We start from the raw sequence: 18597 nt of genomic DNA on the forward strand, positions 1-18597 counted from the left end.
TCTATTTTCCTTCCCGGCAGACGGGTAAACGAATTTTATGCAGCTCAGCCGCCGGAGAAGCACCAAGGCAAATATCCAGCCCGAGTTGCCCGTTCCCCAATGGCGTAACGACGTTTGATTTATTCTCAATAAGCAGGTCGATGTCGAAATCCAGTCCCTCACCGACATATTCGCGAATATGCGACCATAATTTTTGGTAATGCTTTCCCTTTGGTAAAAACTGAGCTGCGTTATGCATCGGCACGGGTCCCAGAGTTACCGTAAAATGTGCCTGCCGGTCCCAGTAGACACCGCCCAACATCGGAGCGACCGCCAGCGGTTGAGCCGGATTCCCCAGACAGCAACAAAGCTCAGGTTCCATCGTTTGCCATCCGCCGGTGAAAGGCGTGACTTTCACGCCGACCGAGAAACGGTGCTTAAGCCAGGTTTCAAAGTTGAGCATGGAGCGGACTGAATGCGCAAAAAGGTCGGCAAATTGCTCCTGCTGTAATGAAGGCGAGCTGTTTGTTACGCCGGATAACGCACGCAGCGCGGTACTCAGCGGCCGTGTTACGCAAAATTCTGCCATCGCGTAGTAGTGATATTTCTGCCAGGCGAGATAGCGCAGGCTATGTAACCGGTGATTGAAAATATCGAGGAAAGCCTTGGCGGTCACATCCCCGTGCCGGTAGTAACGCTCAATCATCCATTCGGTATACACCGTCGGTAATGCGCCCAGTGTTCCCGTCAGCCCGTGTCCTGACACTTCAACCTGCCAGCGCTGCTCTTCGAGCGGTGTCACTGCGGTAATTTCACCTCTCGGCGCGTCCAGCGAGAGCGGCGAAACGAAATAAAGCTGTTCTTCGAGCACCTGCTTGCTGTCAGTCCCCTGCCCGCGTGTCAGCCTGCGCAACATGGTGCGCACCTGCTGGAAAAAGTTATGTGGGCTGAGAATTTTATTCAGATCCATAACAGTCGTCCCGCGCGAACGGGCCAGGTACATGCTGTTTCATCGCGGCCATCGATACAGGTCACTACGCGGGTAAAGCTGTTGACTGGGGAATACAGCGCCAGGAAGCAGTCGATAAACCGGCAAAGCAAAAAATACTCAACCTCTTCGGCAGCCTCACCGGCAAAGGTCATACGAATTTCAATGCCGCGCGCCATTGAACGGGGATCCTGTGGGTTCAGGCGGGCGACAACGGGGCTGGCACTGACGCTTTTAATCAGATTAATCAGACGGCTAATGCCCGGATTATCCGTAAAGTTGTACAACGCCAGCGACTCTTTGAGCACGCGTGCGCCTTCCGGCCCACTGATCAGCATATGATTGAGCGAAAGCTGAGAAATAAGACGCCAGCGAGTAGCCTGTTTCACCGGTGGTCTGACCGGCAGCGTCGGGCGTGTCAGCGCGATAATTTTCATGCCCGCAATCGGCAGTTCTGATTCAAAATCGCCGTCAGGATCGCCATTACGCATAGCGGCGGGCACATCCCGGTTGGTGCAGGACAGATTCAGACTGACAATATCGCAGCCGGGCACCAGCGGTTTTTCTCCGCGGTCAGAAAAGGCGATAAACAACGTGGACGCCACGCCCTCATTGAGCAGGGTTTCACGACGCATGCATTGCCAGAAAAGCCCGGACTCACCGTCGCTGGCCGAATGATCCAGCCCGAACAGCGGATAGATGGGACGGGAGCGTGTTTCATTGCCCTGCTTACGCATCGCACTGACGCTGTCCACAGACCAGACTTCCATCGCATCCTGATAACGGATGTCCGGGATCACCGGATATTCAGCGGTTTCATGGTCAGGTGAAATCGGCTCAGCACGGTGTGCGAACAGGTTAATGGCCGGGGTGCAATTGAGCAGGAACAGATTCTCATCCACCGTACCGGCTATCTTTTCTAGCTGGCGCGCCATCGCGCAGCGGTTAAATTTCACCACCAGTGACAATGCTGTCTGTCCACCAGCGACCATTGCCGCGGGCAGTGGCATATCAATAAAATGAAACTTTTGCGGAAAGAAAAAATAGTCCTGCAACAAACTGTGCGTCGGCGAAACCCGTGAGTCCCCTGACAACAATCCTTCATCTTCGCCAAAGCCCACGGCATGTATCGCCTGCGGCGACAAGGTATGACAGTGGTCTTGCGCAAAAACAGACAGGCTCTCCACTTCACTGCACAGCAAGGTATATAAGATGTTTACGATGGTGCTGGCACCACGCAGATGGATCCTCAGCGTCTCCGCCGTCAGCGTAGCGCCAGGCCAGACTGACAGCTGCATTTTCAGACTCCAGCTCATGTCATCATCATCGAGATGCAGACTGGCTTTGTGCAGACTGACCGGCTGGAGTGTCACCGGATAGGTGGTGCGGAAACGACAAATCTGCCCGTTGACCGGACGGGAATATAACGCGGTACCGGCGTCGATACGGTTACTGGCCGTCAGCGCACTCACCTTACTATCCGGCAACATTTGCACGATGCACACCGAAGGAAAAGGACGCAGAAACTGCGGAGCCAGAACGGTCAGTAATGCATCGGTGACTTCCGGCATATCCTCATCGAGCCGCTGCTGAATTTGGGCGGTAACCAGGGCAAAAGATTCGATCATTCGCTCAATATGCGGATCTTCTGAGGTACCTTCTGACATGCCCAAACGTCTGGCGACCTTGGGAAAATGGCGTGCGAAGGCCTTTCCCTGCGTTTTCAGGTAAGCGAGTTCATTCTGATAGTAAGAAATTAATTTTTTCGCTAACATAATTCATACCTGTCATTCACGCAGAGAGAATTGACTAATTACATCGTCCCATATAAGCCGGTAGCGAACTTCACCAGTAAAAGTCTCAGCATCAATGATGAATGAACATAAACTTCCTTGCTCATTTCCTGGCGTAACGCTGATATTTTTCAACCTCGGCTCAAAGCGTTGCAATGCAATTTCAATACGTGACTGCATAATGGCATTACGCTCAAGACGAGGTGTATCACTGGCAAATACATCACTTACACCATAATTAAGAATGGATTCATTAATTAATGGCGTTTTATCAATTCGATAACTTCTGGGGCGTGAAGACAAAAGCAGCAATATCTCTTCAATTAACATGCTGCTTTTGTCTTCGGCCACATCAGGACAATTTTGGTCTTTCGGATTATCATCAGACAATTGCTGTAATAAACTTTTCATTAAGACACCGTGAAACAGTGCATGCCGAAACATGCACTGATGATTTGAAAAATTACAGCTTGGTATTCTCAACCAAATTCCAGCCCACAGGACCTTGTTTGCTGGTTTTACCGTCTGGCTCAACCATATTGGTTTCGAATGTCATCTGACCAAAGACGAAGCTCAGATTTTCACTCGGCACTTCACCTTCAGAGTAAGCAGCAAAGTTGTAGCTAGTCAGCACACAGTTTTTGTAGGTCAGTTTCAAAGCCTGAACCATTTTCTCGCCCTGGAACAATGCTTTAACAATGGAAACTTGTTTAAGATTGGTGCCCTGAGCAACCATATTAGCCAGTTGCGTTGAAGTGGTGTCCATTACTTTTGAGAATGAAATCGCATCAAAATTCACGCCATCGCTGTTTACCTGACCGCTGGCATTATCGATTTTTGCAGAGCAATACACACCGAAGTTCATATTCTCAACAGCAATCCAATCCTCAAAACCTTTATTACTTACGGTGCCTTTAACGCCTTCAATTTGCATAAAAAGGGATTCAGTAGCCATGGTATTTCCTTATAGTGTTGATTAAATATTTATGCACCGGTTGATGCAGGGAGTTCCGCTACCAGACGCAGCGACATGCTGAGACCTTCAAGCTGGAAATGCGGTTTCAAATACGCAACGGCGCGATAACTGCCTGGTGAACCTGGGACATCAACAACTTCCACAACTGCCTCACGCAATGGATGACTGGCTTTAATTGTTGGCCCTACATTGTCGGAACCCACCACATATTGGTTGATCCAATTCTGCAGAAAATGCTGGCATTCAGATTTGGACATAAAACTGCCCACTTTATCGCGCACGATGGATTTTAAATAATGAGCAAAGCGCGACGTTGTCATAATATATTGCAACTGACTGGACAATTTAGCATTCGCATTAGCCAGTTCAGAATCATATTTGCGCGGTTTATTTGTTGATTGCACAGCGAAGAACGCCGCATAATCCGTGCCTTTGCAATAAACCAACGGAATAAAGCCCAGATCGGCTAATTCTTTTTCGCGACGATCGGAAATCGCCACTTCAGTCGGGCATTGCATGACTTTTTCGCCAGTTTGCGAAATATAATTATAGGTCGGCAAGGATTTGACCAGACCACCGCCTTCGACACCGCGGATCGCAGCGCACCAGCCATGTTCTTCAAAAGCTTCGACCATACGGCCCGCTAATTCATACGCGGCGTTCACCCATAGGTAACTTGCACCGTCATTGTTTTCTGCAATTTTTTCTTCGAAATTGAAGGCTTCTACAGACACGGTTTTAGCGCCATAAGGCAGGCGCCCGATAACACGCGGCAGTGTTAAGCCAACATAACGGGAGTCGTCGCTCTGGCGGAATGATTTCCAGCGGGCATAATCAGAGGTATCAAATAACTTGCCCAGATCACGCGGACGCGGCATCTCAGAATACGAGCCCATACCGAACATGCCTGGATTAGCGGCACTCAGGAAAGGTGCATGTGCTGCGGCAGCGACATGAGAAATCTGTTCCAGTAATTGCAGGTCTTCCGGCATGGAATCAAATTCAAAATCACCGACAAAAGCAGAATAAGGGTCGCCACCAAAGGTGCCGTATTCGCTTTCATAAATGCTTTTAAATAAGGAAGACTGATCAAAATCGGATGCCGATTTAAAATCACGCAGCAACTCTTTCTTCGTGCAGTTAAAAACACGCACTTTGGTATTTTCTGTCACGCTGCTTTGCACAAGTTTGTGCAGACCACGCCAGGAGGATTCCATACGCTGAAATTCCGGCGCCTGGATAATTTTGCTGACCTGAGAAGATAACAATTCATCAATGGCAGCAATGCGGGCTTCAATGCTTCCCACCAGATCATTAGACACAATGACCGCACCGGATGCCACTTCAGACAGGAAGTTATCCAGCTGCGTTTTCACTTTATGGCGGTCAGATTCCCGGCGAATAGCCTGGGTATTATCGATGATCTGATCAAGATAATCGCTTGATTGCTCAGCCGGTGCTGAGGTATTCATGACCTGAATATCACTCATTCAGCGTCTCCTTTTGCAGGGTCGGCGTCTTTATTCAGGCTCTCAAGCAATTCAACCAACTGTTCTTTCAGGCGATCATTGCTGGCTGTCCGGTTACGTAAATCGCTCAATTGTTCACGTAATTCAAGCAGTTTGCGCAGAGGCTCAACTTGCATGGCCACATTCTCAGGCGAGAAGTCATCCATACAGTTAAATTCCAGCGAAACGGCCATCTGACCTTCTTTTTCCGGTAATGTGCTTTCGATCAACATATCAATTGCCGGGCTCATGCCTTCCATCACATTGTTAAAGTTGTCTTTATCAATATGTGTGAAACGACGATCGCGCAGAGACATTTCATCTTTGGCAAAATCACCAATAACGCCCATGACTAAAGGCAATTCTTTTTTGGATTCAGCTCCGCCAACTTCCACGTCATAGGTTATTTGAACGCGAGGAGGGCGAGCTTTGCTAAGTTTATGTTGTGTATTGCTCACAGATAAATCACCATAATAGAGGGGAGGTAATTAAAATACAGCGGCAAGGATAGACAATTGCTTTTTCTTTTTAAATAACTTTCTACTTACTAATATATTAACTTTATTTAATTATAAATTACTCAGTTAAATCATGATATTATAAATACATTACATTTATTTACTTATAAAAAGTACACATTTATAGAAACTTCTCTACTTCTATTAAATAATTAAAAATTTCATGTGACACCATAATACGTAGAAATTTTAATTTTCTAAAAATAATATCTTTTAACACTTTATTTTGTGTGCAGTTTGCACAGGGCAATTGTTTACTGTCTAAAAATAGTTCGAATAAATTACAAACCTCATAATTTTATTGTCTCCCGGTCTGAACGCCGTTGTACGTCGTGAAACAGGATATAGGCGGAACACTAAATTTTCTGTCCGCACAGGCAGATAGGATTTTCTTCATCTGACAGGCTTGATCCGTGCCCCTTCAGCGTGAATACTGTATATAAAACCAGTGTCACGAGAAATGAGTATGATTTTGTACACACCCGCAGAACATCTGCAAAAAATCACCCTGCCGTTATTCCTGGATCGCGTGCCTTGCGGCTTTCCGTCTCCGGCGCAGGATTACGTGGAGTCGCGTATCGATCTGAACAAACTGCTGATTGCCCATGCCAGCGCGACCTATTTTATCCGTGTTTCCGGCCATTCGATGAGCGATGCCAACGTCAACGAAGGCGATTTGCTGGTGGTGGACAGCGCCCTGACAGCGGTTGATGGCGATATCGTAGTGGCGGCGGTGGACGGTGAATTCACGGTAAAAAAATTGCGGACTCATCCGGTACTGCAACTGGTACCGATGAATCCGAATTATCAGCCGATCACTTTTCAGGATGAAGAGTCGCTGGAGATATTTGGCGTAGTGACGTTTATTGTTTACGCCGCACGATGAGGAAGCGCGAGCCTTCGCAGGTGAGATTCCGTGAATAAAACCGGCTCGCGATAAATCGTTATGATGATTGATGTTTTTCATTCCTGCCGATGCCATTTTCAGCAATTTGCGGGCATTTCAACCAAATATAGCCTGTGCTAACATTCTTAACCAATACTATAACATATTGAAAATTATGGTTTTTTTATTTTAATTTCTGTGGCAGACTGCGCGCATCTTTTAATAAACAGCCTTTTTCTTCATGAAGGCCTGACTGGTCTGTTTTATGCAACTTTACACAATCCTCATTCTGGCGTTCGGCATGTCCATGGATGCGTTCGCAGCAGCAATCGGCAAAGGCGCAGCACTGCACCGTCCGCCCTTTAAAGAGGCATTACGTACCGGACTCATTTTTGGTGTGATCGAAGCGATTACGCCGGTCATCGGCTGGGGTATTGGTCTGGCGGCCAGCCAGTTTATTATGAGTTGGGATCACTGGGTGGCGTTTACCCTGCTGCTGATCCTCGGTATCCGAATGATTGTGGAAGCCTTTAAAAAAGATACCGCAGAAGAGACAGAAGCACCGCGTCGCCACGGCTTCTGGCTGCTGGTCACCACCGCCGTCGCGACCAGTCTGGATGCAATGGCCGTCGGCGTCGGGCTGGCGTTCCTTCAGGTGAATATTGTGGTGATGGCACTGACCATTGGCGCGGCTACCACCATTATGGCGACGTCCGGTATGTTGCTGGGCCGTTTTCTCGGTGCGGCGATCGGTAAATGGGCGGAAATCCTCGGTGGCGTGGTACTGATTGGCATCGGCACGTCGATTCTGGTCGAACATCTGGGATTGCTGGGCTGAGCGTGGGGCGTTATCTAAAGCTCCATTGCACGGTGATCACAAAAACTGAAGGGATAATAATCCCGCTTTCAACGCCGAAATAATCAGTGAAGTTGTATTGAATGGCGTGATAAATATACGGTGAAAAGCCAATGCCGGTGACTTTCTTGAAATCGGCATAAGATCCATCATCGCCACAGTGTTTGAAGGCATCAAAAAAGAACTCGCCAGTGTAACCGTACACGCCTTTGAACACCCAACCCGTGTTGCTCTCCGCCCAGTCGCGTCGCATCCCTATGGCGATACAGCGGTCATCAAAGCTGTTTTTCATCGTCCCGACTAACACGCTATACTTTGAATCTTCAGAAAATTTTCTCTCAACTGAGTAGAAATCGTTATCAAATTTCTCAGTATATTGCCCGTGGTTACCGGTCAGGTGATAAACGAAGGATCCGGTGTTAATCGAATATAATTTTAATTGATCTGCCTGGCTCCCAGGCAGGGCTACTAATAACGGCAAGCATGAAAGCCCGAAAGTTTTTTTAAGCACGTCAGCCACCGCCTTAATGAAAAAACAGTATTGAAAATCGAACAGCATCAGCCTGAATTTGAGTATAGACGCAGTGAATAAAAAGAATATCAGGAGGAGAACCGAAAGGTATTTTCGGTATATAGGGAGGCGTTATCACATTGAAAAAAACTATTTATGTCAGAACCTTACCGGAAACTCCACTGGATGCTGGTTGCAAAAATATCAGGCGCAATAATCCCCGCTTCAACGCCGAAGAAAGTGGTCGGGTTGTACTGGAGCGCGTGGTAGATGTAAGGCGAAAAACCAATGCCGGTGACTTTTTTAAAATCATGATATGACCCGTGATTGCCGCAGTCACTGAACGCTTTTGCAAAGAACTCACCGGTGTAGGCATAGACCCCTTTTATCATCCACCTGGAATTGATTTCGTGTAAATCCCTTCTCATACCCACCGACAAACAACGATCGTTAAAACTGTTTTTCATCGTGCCCACGAGCATACTGTTCTTCGACTCCTGAGAGAATTTACGCTCAACGGAAAAGAACTTATTCTTGAAAATTTCGTTGTAGTCCCCGACATTACCCGTCATATGATAAACAAATGAACCGGTATTGATTGAGTATAAACTCAGTTCGCTGGCATCATTTTTAGCCGCACCTGGCCCCGTAAAGGCCAGAAGCCATAAAAGATTTACCCGGTTAACTCTACGCATAAGATGATTATTCCAGCCTCAGATAATGTATTGAACCACCGGAAAATTCGTACCTGTTACCGATGAACTGAATTTATTTAATATCTCTTCAGTCTGTATAAAGGATATTTTTAATACTATTATTCTGAGGTGGGAAAACTAAATAAGAGTTAAACAAGGCCGGTCTATACCTTTATTAAGGTAAATGTTATTTATAAGCTTTGGATAAATATATCCTTCATGGGTAATAGTCGTGGATTATATTATGGTTGTGTTAATTATTCGTGTTTTCAAATAGCCATCGCCATCAGCACCGCCAGCAGCAAGATGACATAAATCCGGGCATGCAGAACGTCGGGCACGGCTGGAATACACCGGCGGGTAAACAACATGCCGCAAAAACCTGATGCTGTGAGCAGTACCAAAATCTTCAGGCTGATGTAACCTGAATACCCCGGTGCCGGAACCGCATGCAGCCCCGCCAGGCTGTAGGTCACCGCGCCACATACCGCCACGGGAATGGAAAGCGGATTTGCCGCACTGACACAATCACGCATCTCATGACCATGACGGCGCAGCAGCGGCACCGTCATCACACTGCCACCCACGCCCAGCAGCGCCGCCACGACGCCAATGAAAATGCCCCCCAGCCGTACAGTGGTACCGGATAATTTTCGCGGCTGTGGCCGGATGATAAAGCCTTTACGCATCAGGCAATCCGCCAGCGTGATGATCAGATAAAGGATAAACAGGGCGCGAACCAGCTCATCTTTCAGTAATCCGGCAAGCAGTGAACCACCCACCGCGCCGGTGGCGATAAACCAGACCAGCGGAAACAACACGGCGGTATTTAATCTTCCCGCCCGGCCGCTCTGTACGCTGGCCCATCCGGCGTTAAACACCATGACGGCGGTCGAGGTCGCCACGGCAATATGCATGGCATGTGGTGACAGACCCGGCTGCACCGCCACGATGTGATACACAAAAGGCACCACAATAAACCCGCCGCCAAAACCAAACAGCACCGTGGTGATGCCTGTCGTAAAACCTGCCAGAAGAATAATGATGATGTCGTTCACGTAACCACTCCGCAAAATGTCAGGCGGCAAGAGTAGCGGCTTCACCGTGCCCTTCCCATTTTTGCAGCGCTCATTTACCCTTGCGAATCGGTCAACAAGCAGCCTGAAAATTTTATGCGCAACGTTCATATAAAAGATTATGAAGATCTCGACCGGGAAGTCGTGGCGGTGGGGAACGATTATCCGGGAGGATTTGTGCTGCCTGAGCATCGTCACCGTCGCGCCCAGTTGCTGTACGGCGCCACCGGGCTGATGCACGTCACGACCCGTTCGGGAAACTGGATAGTACCGCCACAGCACGCGGTGTGGATCCCCGCCCTGGAGCCGCACAGTGTGAAATTTATCTGCGTTTCGACGCGCAGTTTGTATATCGAACCGGAAAGCGTGCAGCAGTGGCCCGCCCGTGACCGCTGTAAAATCCTTACCGTTTCTCCCCTGCTGAGACAATTGTTGCTCGAGGCCGTTGAGCTCGAACCTTTGTACGAGTCATCACGAGATCGTCTGCTGGTGGCGCTGCTTTTGCAGGAAATTGCCGCGATGCAGACACGGGAATTTGAAATTCCGCTGCCACAAAATCCGCCGCTGCTGGCGCTGTGTCAGGCCTTTTTAGCCGCACCATCGATCCATGATCCTGCTGACCGCTGGGCGAACGCGTTGTTTATGAGCGCCAGCACCTTCCGCCGTCATTTTCTTCAACAAACGGGGATGTCATTTTCTGTCTGGCGGCAGCGCGCCTGTGTACTGGTAGCGTTGTCGGGATTAGTGGCCGGAAGGCCGGTCAGTGACATCGCGCTGTCGATGGGATACGACAATGGCTCGTCTTTTTCCACCATGTTTCGCCGCGTGATCGGTCAGCCGCCCTCGTCTTATCATCCGGCAGTGACACCGCAGGCAGCACAACGCTCAGAGTGACGTTTCGCGGCGCAGATTATCCTCACGTACAAAATCAATAAACGCCTGTAAAGGCGCGGGGATCAGACGGCGATCGTTGTAATAAAGCCACGGACCGGAAAAAGACAGCCACCATGGCTGCAACAGGGGCTCGAGTTTTCCGCTGGTGATGGCGGGCCGTAACCATTCTTCAAACAGATAAATGATCCCCGTCCCGGCTATCGCTGCTTCCACCGCCAGATCGACCGCGCCTCCGACGCTGACCACCAGCGGACCGCTCACCTGCACGCTGAGGGTTTCGCCTTCCCGCTCGAATTCCCAGTCAGGCATGATGCCGCTGGCATAACGCCCGCGCAGACAGCGATGCGGGATCAGATCCCGCGGATGCGACGGCCTGCCGTGGACATCAAGATATGCCGGTGACGCGGCGGCGGCGTAGCGCTGAATACGCGGACCAATGGGGATCGCCACCATATCCTGCTCCAGACGTTCGTCATAACGGATACCGGCATCGCAGCCATCTCGAAACACATCCTGCACATTACTTTCGGCGATGATTTCCAGCTGGATATCGGGATAACGCCGCAAAAATTCCGGCACTAAGGCGGGCAAAACCAGCCGCGTGGCGCTGACCGGCACATTCAGGCGCAGTACGCCACCCGGCGTGTGACGATAACGGTTGAGCGCGTCCAGCGCGGCATTCACTTCATTCATGGCGGGCAGCAGTCGTTCAATCAGCGCCCTGCCGGCTTCGGTCAGAACCACCGTGCGCGTGGTGCGGTGAAATAACCGGATGCCCAGTTGTTGTTCGGCGCGGCGTACCGCATCGCTGAGCCGTGATGCATTACTGCCGGTAACCCGCGCCGCCTCGCGAAATCCCCCGGCTTTTGCCACCTCAACCACTGCGTGCAGCAGGGCGATATCCATCGACATTGTGCGTAGCCTCGTACAGTTTGTCCTGATTTCACCGGATAGTTGCACAGCCAGCGCAGCGCTACAATCATTGAACACACATAAAGGAGAGTCCCATGTCACAACCCTCAATGACTTATCGTCTCGGCGACCGCGAAGTGGCACGTTTAGGTTACGGTGCCATGCAGCTGGCAGGTCCGGGTGTTTTTGGTCCGGTAAAAGATGAGGCCCGCGCCATTCAGGTATTGCGCGATGCGGTGGCGAGCGGTGTGAATCATATCGATACCAGTGATTTCTACGGTCCGCATGAAACCAATAAGCTGATCAAAAAAGCCCTGCATCCTTACGCTGACAATCTGTGTATCGTCACCAAAGTCGGTGCGCGCCGGGATGAGAAAGGCGGCTGGTTAACGGCATTTACGCCACAGGAACTGGTCAGTGCGGTGGAAGATAACCTGCGCAATCTGGGGCTTGAGGCAATGGAAGTGGTGAATCTGCGCAGTATGCTGGATACCCATCAGCCGAAAGAAGGATCGCTCGAACCGCAGCTCGAGGCGATGATTAAGCTGAAAGAACGCGGACTGGTTCGTCATATTGGCCTGAGCAATGTCACGGCAAAACAGGTCGAGGACGCGCAGAAACTGACGCCGATTGTCTGCGTGCAGAATATGTATAACCTGGCCAACCGCCATGACGATGCGCTGGTGGATCGGCTGGCGGATCTGGGCATCGCCTACGTGCCTTTCTTCCCGCTCGGCGGATTTTCCCCGCTGCAGTCAACGCAACTCGATGAAGTCGCCGCTGACTTACAGGCCACACCAATGCAGGTCGCGCTGGCCTGGTTGCTCAGACGTTCACCGAATATTTTGCTGATCCCCGGCACGTCATCACCGGAACATTTGCAGGAAAACCTGGCCAGCGCACGTCTGAGTTTATCTGATGAAGTGATGGAAAAACTGAACGGAATGAACTGAGGATATTTCGAACTGAGTCCTCAGCATCGAGGACTCAGAATTTAAAATATCAGCGTTACGGTGACTGCCTGCGCTTCCACTCATCGGCCACATCGCCCAGCGTTTTTGGCACTTCATTGCGTATCCAGGCCATAAAATCACGATCGAAGCGAAAATCCTCCCCGCACTGCTCAGTCAGGAAACGACGAACATTCTGGGTGTTTCTGTAATGCTTATCCACAAGCGTGGTACGTGTCAGCAAGGCGCTGTGCCAGTCGACTTTCATCTTTCCAGTTCCTGTAAATGCAAAAAGGGCAAAGCTCATACAGCGTAGATGAGACGCCCGCCCTTTTCTATATATCTCCAGGGCAGCCTGTTGAATGACTCAGTGACCGTGAACCGTTAATCCCACCAGCCGGATAACCACCGGACGGACAACGAGTATGCAGACAAAGGCCGCGGGCATAGCAACCTGATAAGCATTCATCACATTTTCCATGTAATGAGGCCCCATGCCAAATTCAGCCAGAGTGATCACCAGACTCATCAGAAACGCCATAATGGTCGCCATATACAGAGCAAATATGTAGGGTGAAGTGCGTTTTGGAAAGCGGATCCATGGAGTATTCTTTGTTACTGCATCAGTCATCGGGTTATCCTGTTTAACGGAGGTTTGCGAAACAGCGGATAAACTAACAAGCTAGCCCTGACGGTGGTAGAGCGGTTGTGCTTTAATCATTATTAATAAAAAGTGACGAATCGGGCACGGGAGAGACTATGGATGTGTTAGGGCTGATCAGCAATTTTATCCGCGTAGTGGAACACGGCAGTATCGCCGCGGCAGCACGCGGTAAAGGGATGAGTCCGGCGGCGGTGAGCCAGAGCCTGTCGCGACTTGAGACACATCTGGGCGTACGCCTGATATCGCGCACCACCCGGAGCATGACATTAACCGAAAGTGGTAAACGCTATTTCGAGAAAGTCCGCCATATTCCCCATGATATTGATCTCGCTTCGCAGGCTGCTGCGCTTGAAACCAAACCGCAGGGTCCGCTGTGCATCGCCACGACTGCCGCCTTTGGCCGGTATGTCATCGCACCACTGATGCCAGCGTTCAAAGCGTCATTTCCCGATATTGATGTCGAACTGATCAGCACCGATCGCAACGTTGACCACCGGCTGGAAGGCATAGACGTCAGTATCCGCATCGAGGCACAACTAAACGATCAACTGATTGCCAGAAAAATCGCCTCTTTGCCGTTTATATTCTGCGCCGCCCCCGCTTATCTGGCGCGCGCAGGCATCCCGCAGACTCCTGAAGAACTGAGCCGGCACGCCTGCCTGGTTTTTCGTTATCCCACCGACGGACGTTTTCTGCCCTGGACATTTAAGATTAACGGGCAACCTGTTAATGCGAAACTCAATCCGCAATTCATCAGCGATGACATTGATATTATTGCCAAAATAGCAGAGAACGGCGGCGGTATCGCGCGGCTGGCAAGCTTTATCGCCCAGCCGTTGATTGATAGCGGACGGCTCATGCCTTTGTTCTGCGACAGCGACGCAGAGTCCCTGCCGATGAATATCTATGCCTGCGTCAACGAACGCTCGGCACTGAATTCAAAAGTCAGAGCCTTTATTGAGTTTTTAGAAACGGGGATGTAAGGAGCCGGACACCCTGTAGATCTCAGAAATGACCTGCATCGTTGCGTCTTCTATCGTTCCTTCATTGCGGCATAAAACCCAGTCATGATGTGCAACTTCTCGCTCGAACGCCGTGGTACAAGCGACATGCTCTTCCAGCTTAGAAATCACCGTACTTCCCAGCCCGCGTGACCGCGACGCGGCCCTTGCCCAGGAAATTTCAGGCGCAGTCACCACCCCGACATGCAGGTCTGGCGTTCTCACCTTTCGTTGAATGTTAAGCTGTAAAATCTCTGCAAAAGGGATCATCCGGCGAAACGCGGCATCCGACGGATACCAGCGATCCATCAGGATAATGCAGTCCGCTGGCTGCTTAGTCAGCACATGTTCAGAAATCCAGGCACGGCTATCAGCAAGGCGCTTACAAACCTCTAATTCCAAATCCAGAGTGGGATTTCGGGCGAACTTGTTAACAAGAGCCATTGTTTCGCCCCTGTAAGGATCGCTTTTTTTCTCGCAAAGGCGGACCACCTTCTTGTTATCTGCCCTTAATACTTTCGTAATGGCCTCCAGCAATGTGGTTTTACCGGCACCCTTGGGCCCATCCAGAGAAACAAACAATTGATGACTCATTCTTCAGATGACGATTGATACACGTTTTTTATAAAGCTTGTCGCTGGCAAAAGCATCTTACTTTCCCTATGTTCCGTCCTGTGTGGGGCAGTTTAAGTGATCGGCCAGAAAAACGGAAAACATCACAGGTGGAGCTGTAGAAATCCGGCATTTAACATCATCAAATAAAACATGAGGAATTTACCGTAAACATCTTCTATTCTGACTAAGAACTTTATGAGGGTATCGAATGATAACAGTAGAGAAATCAGACCCATTTTCGCCAGATTCTTGTTCTTTAATAGAAAAATTGTCAGCGGAGCTTGCAGCGATAACGGGTGATAGTGGAAAAAGTAATTTCACAATAGATTCAATGGATGGTGACAGATCGCTTTGGGTGCTGGCACGAAATGAAAAAGGCGATGCAACAGGATGCGGGGCTATCCGACCGTTAACAGAAAATATCGCCGAACTTAAAAGAATGTTCTCAGACCGAAGCGCCCCTGGGGTAGGAAAAGCCTTACTCAATTTTCTTGAAACATCCGCGAAAAACATGGGATATACAGAGATATGGCTTGAAACCCGACACATTAACCATAAGGCGGTAAATTTTTATAAGAATAATGGATACGTACTCATAGAGAATTACGGACCCTATATCGGCCGGGATGAGGCTGTATGTTTCTCGAAAGTATTGCGGGACTGAACCATAGCCTGTGAAGGATAAAATTCGTGCCGCTGACGTATTATCCGTTGTCGCGCAGCATATCAATCATCAGCGCAAAAGCTGGCGGATGTTGTTTTCTGCTCGGGTAGTAAAGGTAATAGCCAGGAAACGACGGACACCACGCATCCAGCACCTGAATCAGTTCACCAGATTTCACCCGGTCCTCAACCATGTCCTCCGGCACACAGGCCAGTCCAAATCCTGACAGCACCGCATCGATTCGTTCTGACAGCAAATTAAACGTCAGTTGCCCTTCCACGCGCACCCGCAGCGGCTTTCCTTCTTTCTCAAACTCCCAGTGGTACAACCCACCGGCGGTTGGCAGACGCATATTGATGCACTTGTGGTATTGCAGCTCATGCGGAGTTTGCGGAATACCCTTTTCAGCAAAATAGTCCGGCGAACCGACGACCACCATACGGAAATCCGGACCGATGCGGACGGCAATCATATCCTTATCTACGCTCTCGCCCAGACGCACCCCGGCATCGTAGCGACCATCGACGATATCGACGAAGCCGTTATCCACATGCAGTTCGACATTGATTTCAGGATATTCTTGTAAAAACGGCTTCAGCTTTGGCCACAATAATTTTCTTGCGGAGTGTTCCCCCGCCGATATGCGGATATTCCCGGAGGTCGGGCCGTTAAGCTGAACAAGTGTTTCCAGCTCCTGCTCGAGATCGGCAAGTCGTGGTTCCAGGCAGGCAATAATCTTCTCGCCGATTTCAGTAGGCGCGACACTTCGGGTGGTACGGGTCAAAAGGCGGATGTTTAAACGTTCTTCCAGCGCCTTAACGGCATGACTGAGCGCCGACTGCGAAACCCCCAGCTTTCCTGCTGCTTTGGTAAAACTTCGTTCTCTCGCAACGACCAGAAAAATCTGCAGTTCGTTGAAGTTTTCTTTCAGCATGGGTTCTTTCCTATAGTCACCGGCTCCCGCAAAGGGATTTTTTATCCTGATACAAGAGATCTTATATTCTGAAACACGTTGGTTTTTACCAAAAGAACTTACTGTTGTATATATGATGCCCTGTTTAAAAAAATGGACTGGCTACGGAGCAGCAAATGTTTAGTAAGCATTATGAAGTAGATGAAAAACATATCGATTTTCAGGGTGTCGTGGATGGTTTGTATTATCCCTTCTATATGGAATGGACGCGCCATGCCTACATGCGCGAAGCGCTGGGTATTGATATCGAGGCAGAGTTTGCTCAGGGCAACATGTACATGGTGCTGGAGTATTCACTGCGCTTTCGTAAAAGCCTGCAAAAAGGCGATCAGGTTGAAGTAACCTGTGAACTGGCGAGAAATGAGAAACGTAACCGCGTCAACTTCGTTCAGCAGATCAAAGTGGATGGCGTGGTGTTTGCCGAAGCCACTTTTGTGGCAACCTGTCTGACTAACGGACGCCCTTCGATGCCTGATGCAGTGAAAAACGCGTTAGCACAACTGCCGGAATAATCATTTTCGCAAGCGAATGCCAGTCATTTAATATGGCTGGCATTATTTTCAGATGATGTGAATAATCTTTTGCGTCGTCGCCATCGCGGAATCAAACGGGCTCATGTTGCGGACAATCTTGACCATCACGCTGGCACCCAGCCAGAGCTGATACAAACTTTCCGCCACGGTGCGTGGTGTGTCATCAATCGTCAGAGATCCCTCAGCCACACCCGTTTCTAATGCTTCCGCCAGACGCGAGATAATTCCCGCCGTGCCGGAAAGCAGCGTTAAACGCATGGTATCCGACAGATCAGCGACTTCCGCGCCCAGTTTCACGGCAAGGCATTTGCCCTGACAGTCGGAGAATGACTGAGATTCCCGCCATAGCTGCCAGTAATTCATCAGTCGCTGCGCCATATTAAGGCCGGGCTGGCTCAGCGTCCTGTCGAGGTCGGCCAGATAGTCTTCAAAATAGCGCTCAAGCATTCCCACACCAAAAGCCTCTTTCGAGCCAAAATAGTGATAGAAAGACCCTTTGGGCACGCCCGCGTCTTTGAGGATTTCATTCAGTCCGACAGCAGAAAAACCCTTGCCGGCCATAATACGCTGGCCTGTCGCAAGGATATGTTCGCGGACGTCATTGTTATGGTGTTGAGTTGCAGTAGTCATAGGGCAAATTTACCAGAAACTAGACCAGTCGTCTATGAGCGAATGAAAGGACAATATCTTCACGCACGACAATACACTCTGTCACCCCGCAATAACAACAGATCGACACCTGCTAAGCGGGGCGACATTCATGCCTGCCACCCCGCGTGAGGAACGACTATGCGCCCAGTTGCTTAATCAGCAGTTCAGCCGCTTCAGCAGAAGAGCCCGGGTTTTGACCGGTGATCAGCAGACCGTCGATCACCACATAAGAACCCCAGTCCGGTCCTTTGGAATAGATACCGCCTTTGGCTATCAGTTCGTCTTCCACCAGGAAAGGCACCACGTCTGTCAGCCCTACCGCTTCTTCTTCGGTGTTGGTAAAACCGGTCACTTTTTTGCCTTCAACCAGTGGTTTTCCTTCAGAAGTTTTAACATGACGCAGTACGCCCGGTGCATGACAGACCAGCGCCACGTGCTTACCGGCCGCCAGAAACGCTTCGATCAGGGCGACAGAATTTTTATCTTCTGCCAGATCCCACAACGGACCGTGACCGCCAGGATAGAAAACGGCGTCGAAATCAGCTTGCGACACGCTGTCGAGACGAACCGTTGAAGCCAGCTGAGCGGTTGCCTGCTCGTCGGCCTCGAAGCGGTGAGTCTGTTCAGTCTGGAAATCCGGCTCATTGCTTTTTGGATCTAACGGCGGGTTGCCACCTTCTGGAGAAGCCAGCGTAATTTCCGCTCCGGCATCTTTAAATGCATAGTAAGGCGCGGCCAGCTCTTCCAGCCAGAAACCTGTTTTACGGCCTGTGTTACCCAGTTTATCGTGTGAGGTGAGAACCATAAGAATCTTCATAATAAATCTCCGGCGTAGTGAATTGTGATTTAAGTAGACCAGTCGTCTAGATGTCAGATAAAAAAATCCTGTGAACCCATTACGAAAAGCCTTTGGATCCGGTCTGAACAAAGCAGTGTGATATCGCCCGTTCGCCT

The 18597-nt window shown here is 49.9% G+C and carries 23 protein-coding genes; 7 read left to right on the plus strand and 16 right to left on the minus strand.

Annotated elements, in window-relative coordinates; translation table 11 throughout:
* Window position 1: 1 nt before the first annotated feature.
* Genes tssG through tssB form a run of 6 tightly spaced genes read right to left on the minus strand, consistent with a single transcriptional unit; the run spans window position 2 to window position 5702 of the window.
* Window positions 2–949, minus strand: a complete 948-nt coding sequence (tssG, locus tag EC840_RS05705; protein ID WP_129638824.1) for a type VI secretion system baseplate subunit TssG — start codon at window positions 947–949, stop codon at window positions 2–4.
* Window positions 940–2742, minus strand: coding sequence for a type VI secretion system baseplate subunit TssF (gene tssF / locus EC840_RS05710; RefSeq protein ID WP_132964358.1), 1803 nt, complete (start codon window positions 2740–2742; stop codon window positions 940–942). The genes tssG and tssF overlap by 10 nt, the downstream gene beginning before the upstream one ends.
* 12 nt (window positions 2743–2754) lie before the next feature.
* On the minus strand, window positions 2755–3171 hold the full coding sequence (locus tag EC840_RS05715; protein WP_112286578.1) for a GPW/gp25 family protein: 417 nt from the start codon (window positions 3169–3171) through the stop codon (window positions 2755–2757).
* A gap of 52 nt (window positions 3172–3223) precedes the next feature.
* Window positions 3224–3715, minus strand: a complete 492-nt coding sequence (locus tag EC840_RS05720) for a type VI secretion system tube protein Hcp (protein ID WP_132964360.1) — start codon at window positions 3713–3715, stop codon at window positions 3224–3226.
* 29 nt (window positions 3716–3744) lie between these two features.
* Complete coding sequence (tssC, locus tag EC840_RS05725; protein WP_112286576.1) at window positions 3745–5226, minus strand: type VI secretion system contractile sheath large subunit; 1482 nt, start codon at window positions 5224–5226, stop codon at window positions 3745–3747.
* Complete coding sequence (gene tssB, locus EC840_RS05730; protein WP_129638827.1) at window positions 5223–5702, minus strand: type VI secretion system contractile sheath small subunit; 480 nt, start codon at window positions 5700–5702, stop codon at window positions 5223–5225. Before tssB ends, tssC begins: the two co-directional genes overlap by 4 nt.
* Window positions 5703–6228: 526 nt before the next feature.
* Here tssB and umuD point away from each other — a divergent pair.
* Entirely contained in the window at window positions 6229–6648 is a 420-nt protein-coding gene (gene umuD, locus EC840_RS05735) for a translesion error-prone DNA polymerase V autoproteolytic subunit (protein WP_129638828.1), read from the plus strand.
* Window positions 6649–6913: 265 nt separating this feature from the next.
* On the plus strand, window positions 6914–7486 hold the full coding sequence (gene mntP, locus EC840_RS05740) for a manganese efflux pump MntP (protein WP_112286573.1): 573 nt from the start codon (window positions 6914–6916) through the stop codon (window positions 7484–7486).
* Window positions 7487–7496: 10 nt separating this feature from the next.
* Here mntP and EC840_RS05745 read toward each other — a convergent pair whose 3' ends face one another.
* The 3 genes from EC840_RS05745 to EC840_RS05755 form a co-directional block, all read right to left on the minus strand.
* A complete protein-coding gene (locus EC840_RS05745; protein ID WP_113877355.1) occupies window positions 7497–7985 on the minus strand; it encodes a hypothetical protein in 489 nt (162 codons plus the stop codon).
* Window positions 7986–8182: 197 nt separating this feature from the next.
* The gene (locus tag EC840_RS05750; protein ID WP_232829776.1) at window positions 8183–8710 is read right to left on the minus strand and encodes a hypothetical protein; all 528 of its coding nucleotides are present in this window, start codon (window positions 8708–8710) and stop codon (window positions 8183–8185) included.
* A gap of 269 nt (window positions 8711–8979) precedes the next feature.
* Complete coding sequence (locus tag EC840_RS05755; protein ID WP_129638829.1) at window positions 8980–9768, minus strand: sulfite exporter TauE/SafE family protein; 789 nt, start codon at window positions 9766–9768, stop codon at window positions 8980–8982.
* Window positions 9769–9882: 114 nt separating this feature from the next.
* Here EC840_RS05755 and EC840_RS05760 point away from each other — a divergent pair, with 114 nt between their 5' ends.
* Window positions 9883–10680 (plus strand): helix-turn-helix transcriptional regulator, encoded by a 798-nt coding sequence (locus EC840_RS05760; RefSeq protein ID WP_132964362.1) that lies wholly within the window; start codon window positions 9883–9885, stop codon window positions 10678–10680.
* Here the strand turns inward: EC840_RS05760 and EC840_RS05765 are convergent.
* On the minus strand, window positions 10672–11592 hold the full coding sequence (locus tag EC840_RS05765; RefSeq protein WP_113877289.1) for a LysR family transcriptional regulator: 921 nt from the start codon (window positions 11590–11592) through the stop codon (window positions 10672–10674). The two genes, EC840_RS05760 and EC840_RS05765, sit on opposite strands and share 9 nt — an antisense overlap.
* 95 nt (window positions 11593–11687) lie before the next feature.
* Here EC840_RS05765 and EC840_RS05770 point away from each other — a divergent pair, with 95 nt between their 5' ends.
* Complete coding sequence (locus EC840_RS05770; RefSeq protein ID WP_132964364.1) at window positions 11688–12545, plus strand: aldo/keto reductase family oxidoreductase; 858 nt, start codon at window positions 11688–11690, stop codon at window positions 12543–12545.
* Window positions 12546–12600: 55 nt separating this feature from the next.
* Here the strand turns inward: EC840_RS05770 and EC840_RS05775 are convergent, their stop codons facing one another.
* A complete protein-coding gene (locus tag EC840_RS05775; RefSeq protein WP_132964366.1) occupies window positions 12601–12810 on the minus strand; it encodes a DUF6434 domain-containing protein in 210 nt (69 codons plus the stop codon).
* A gap of 99 nt (window positions 12811–12909) precedes the next feature.
* The gene (locus EC840_RS05780; RefSeq protein ID WP_132964368.1) at window positions 12910–13173 is read right to left on the minus strand and encodes a DUF2798 domain-containing protein; all 264 of its coding nucleotides are present in this window, start codon (window positions 13171–13173) and stop codon (window positions 12910–12912) included.
* 128 nt (window positions 13174–13301) lie between these two features.
* Here EC840_RS05780 and EC840_RS05785 point away from each other — a divergent pair, with 128 nt between their 5' ends.
* On the plus strand, window positions 13302–14189 hold the full coding sequence (locus EC840_RS05785) for a LysR family transcriptional regulator (protein WP_113877285.1): 888 nt from the start codon (window positions 13302–13304) through the stop codon (window positions 14187–14189).
* Here the strand turns inward: EC840_RS05785 and EC840_RS05790 are convergent.
* Window positions 14172–14801: a dTMP kinase gene (locus tag EC840_RS05790; protein WP_113877284.1), complete on the minus strand. Its 630-nt coding sequence runs from the start codon at window positions 14799–14801 to the stop codon at window positions 14172–14174. The two genes, EC840_RS05785 and EC840_RS05790, sit on opposite strands and share 18 nt — an antisense overlap.
* Window positions 14802–15030: 229 nt before the next feature.
* On the opposite strand from EC840_RS05790, the gene EC840_RS05795 reads away from it, so the two are divergent.
* Complete coding sequence (locus EC840_RS05795) at window positions 15031–15486, plus strand: GNAT family N-acetyltransferase (RefSeq protein WP_132964370.1); 456 nt, start codon at window positions 15031–15033, stop codon at window positions 15484–15486.
* A gap of 40 nt (window positions 15487–15526) precedes the next feature.
* Here the strand turns inward: EC840_RS05795 and EC840_RS05800 are convergent, their stop codons facing one another.
* Window positions 15527–16420 (minus strand): LysR family transcriptional regulator, encoded by an 894-nt coding sequence (locus EC840_RS05800; protein ID WP_112286566.1) that lies wholly within the window; start codon window positions 16418–16420, stop codon window positions 15527–15529.
* 155 nt (window positions 16421–16575) lie between these two features.
* On the opposite strand from EC840_RS05800, the gene EC840_RS05805 reads away from it, so the two are divergent.
* Entirely contained in the window at window positions 16576–16971 is a 396-nt protein-coding gene (locus tag EC840_RS05805) for an acyl-CoA thioesterase (protein ID WP_112286565.1), read from the plus strand.
* A gap of 48 nt (window positions 16972–17019) precedes the next feature.
* On the opposite strand, the gene EC840_RS05810 is transcribed toward EC840_RS05805, so the two are convergent.
* The gene (locus EC840_RS05810) at window positions 17020–17622 is read right to left on the minus strand and encodes a TetR/AcrR family transcriptional regulator (RefSeq protein WP_112286564.1); all 603 of its coding nucleotides are present in this window, start codon (window positions 17620–17622) and stop codon (window positions 17020–17022) included.
* 157 nt (window positions 17623–17779) lie between these two features.
* Window positions 17780–18460, minus strand: a complete 681-nt coding sequence (locus EC840_RS05815; RefSeq protein WP_120162289.1) for a type 1 glutamine amidotransferase domain-containing protein — start codon at window positions 18458–18460, stop codon at window positions 17780–17782.
* Window positions 18461–18597: the final 137 nt, after the last annotated feature.

It is taken from the genome of Rahnella sp. JUb53 (assembly GCF_004346065.1).
GTDB classification, from domain to species: Bacteria; Pseudomonadota; Gammaproteobacteria; order Enterobacterales; family Enterobacteriaceae; genus Rahnella; species Rahnella variigena.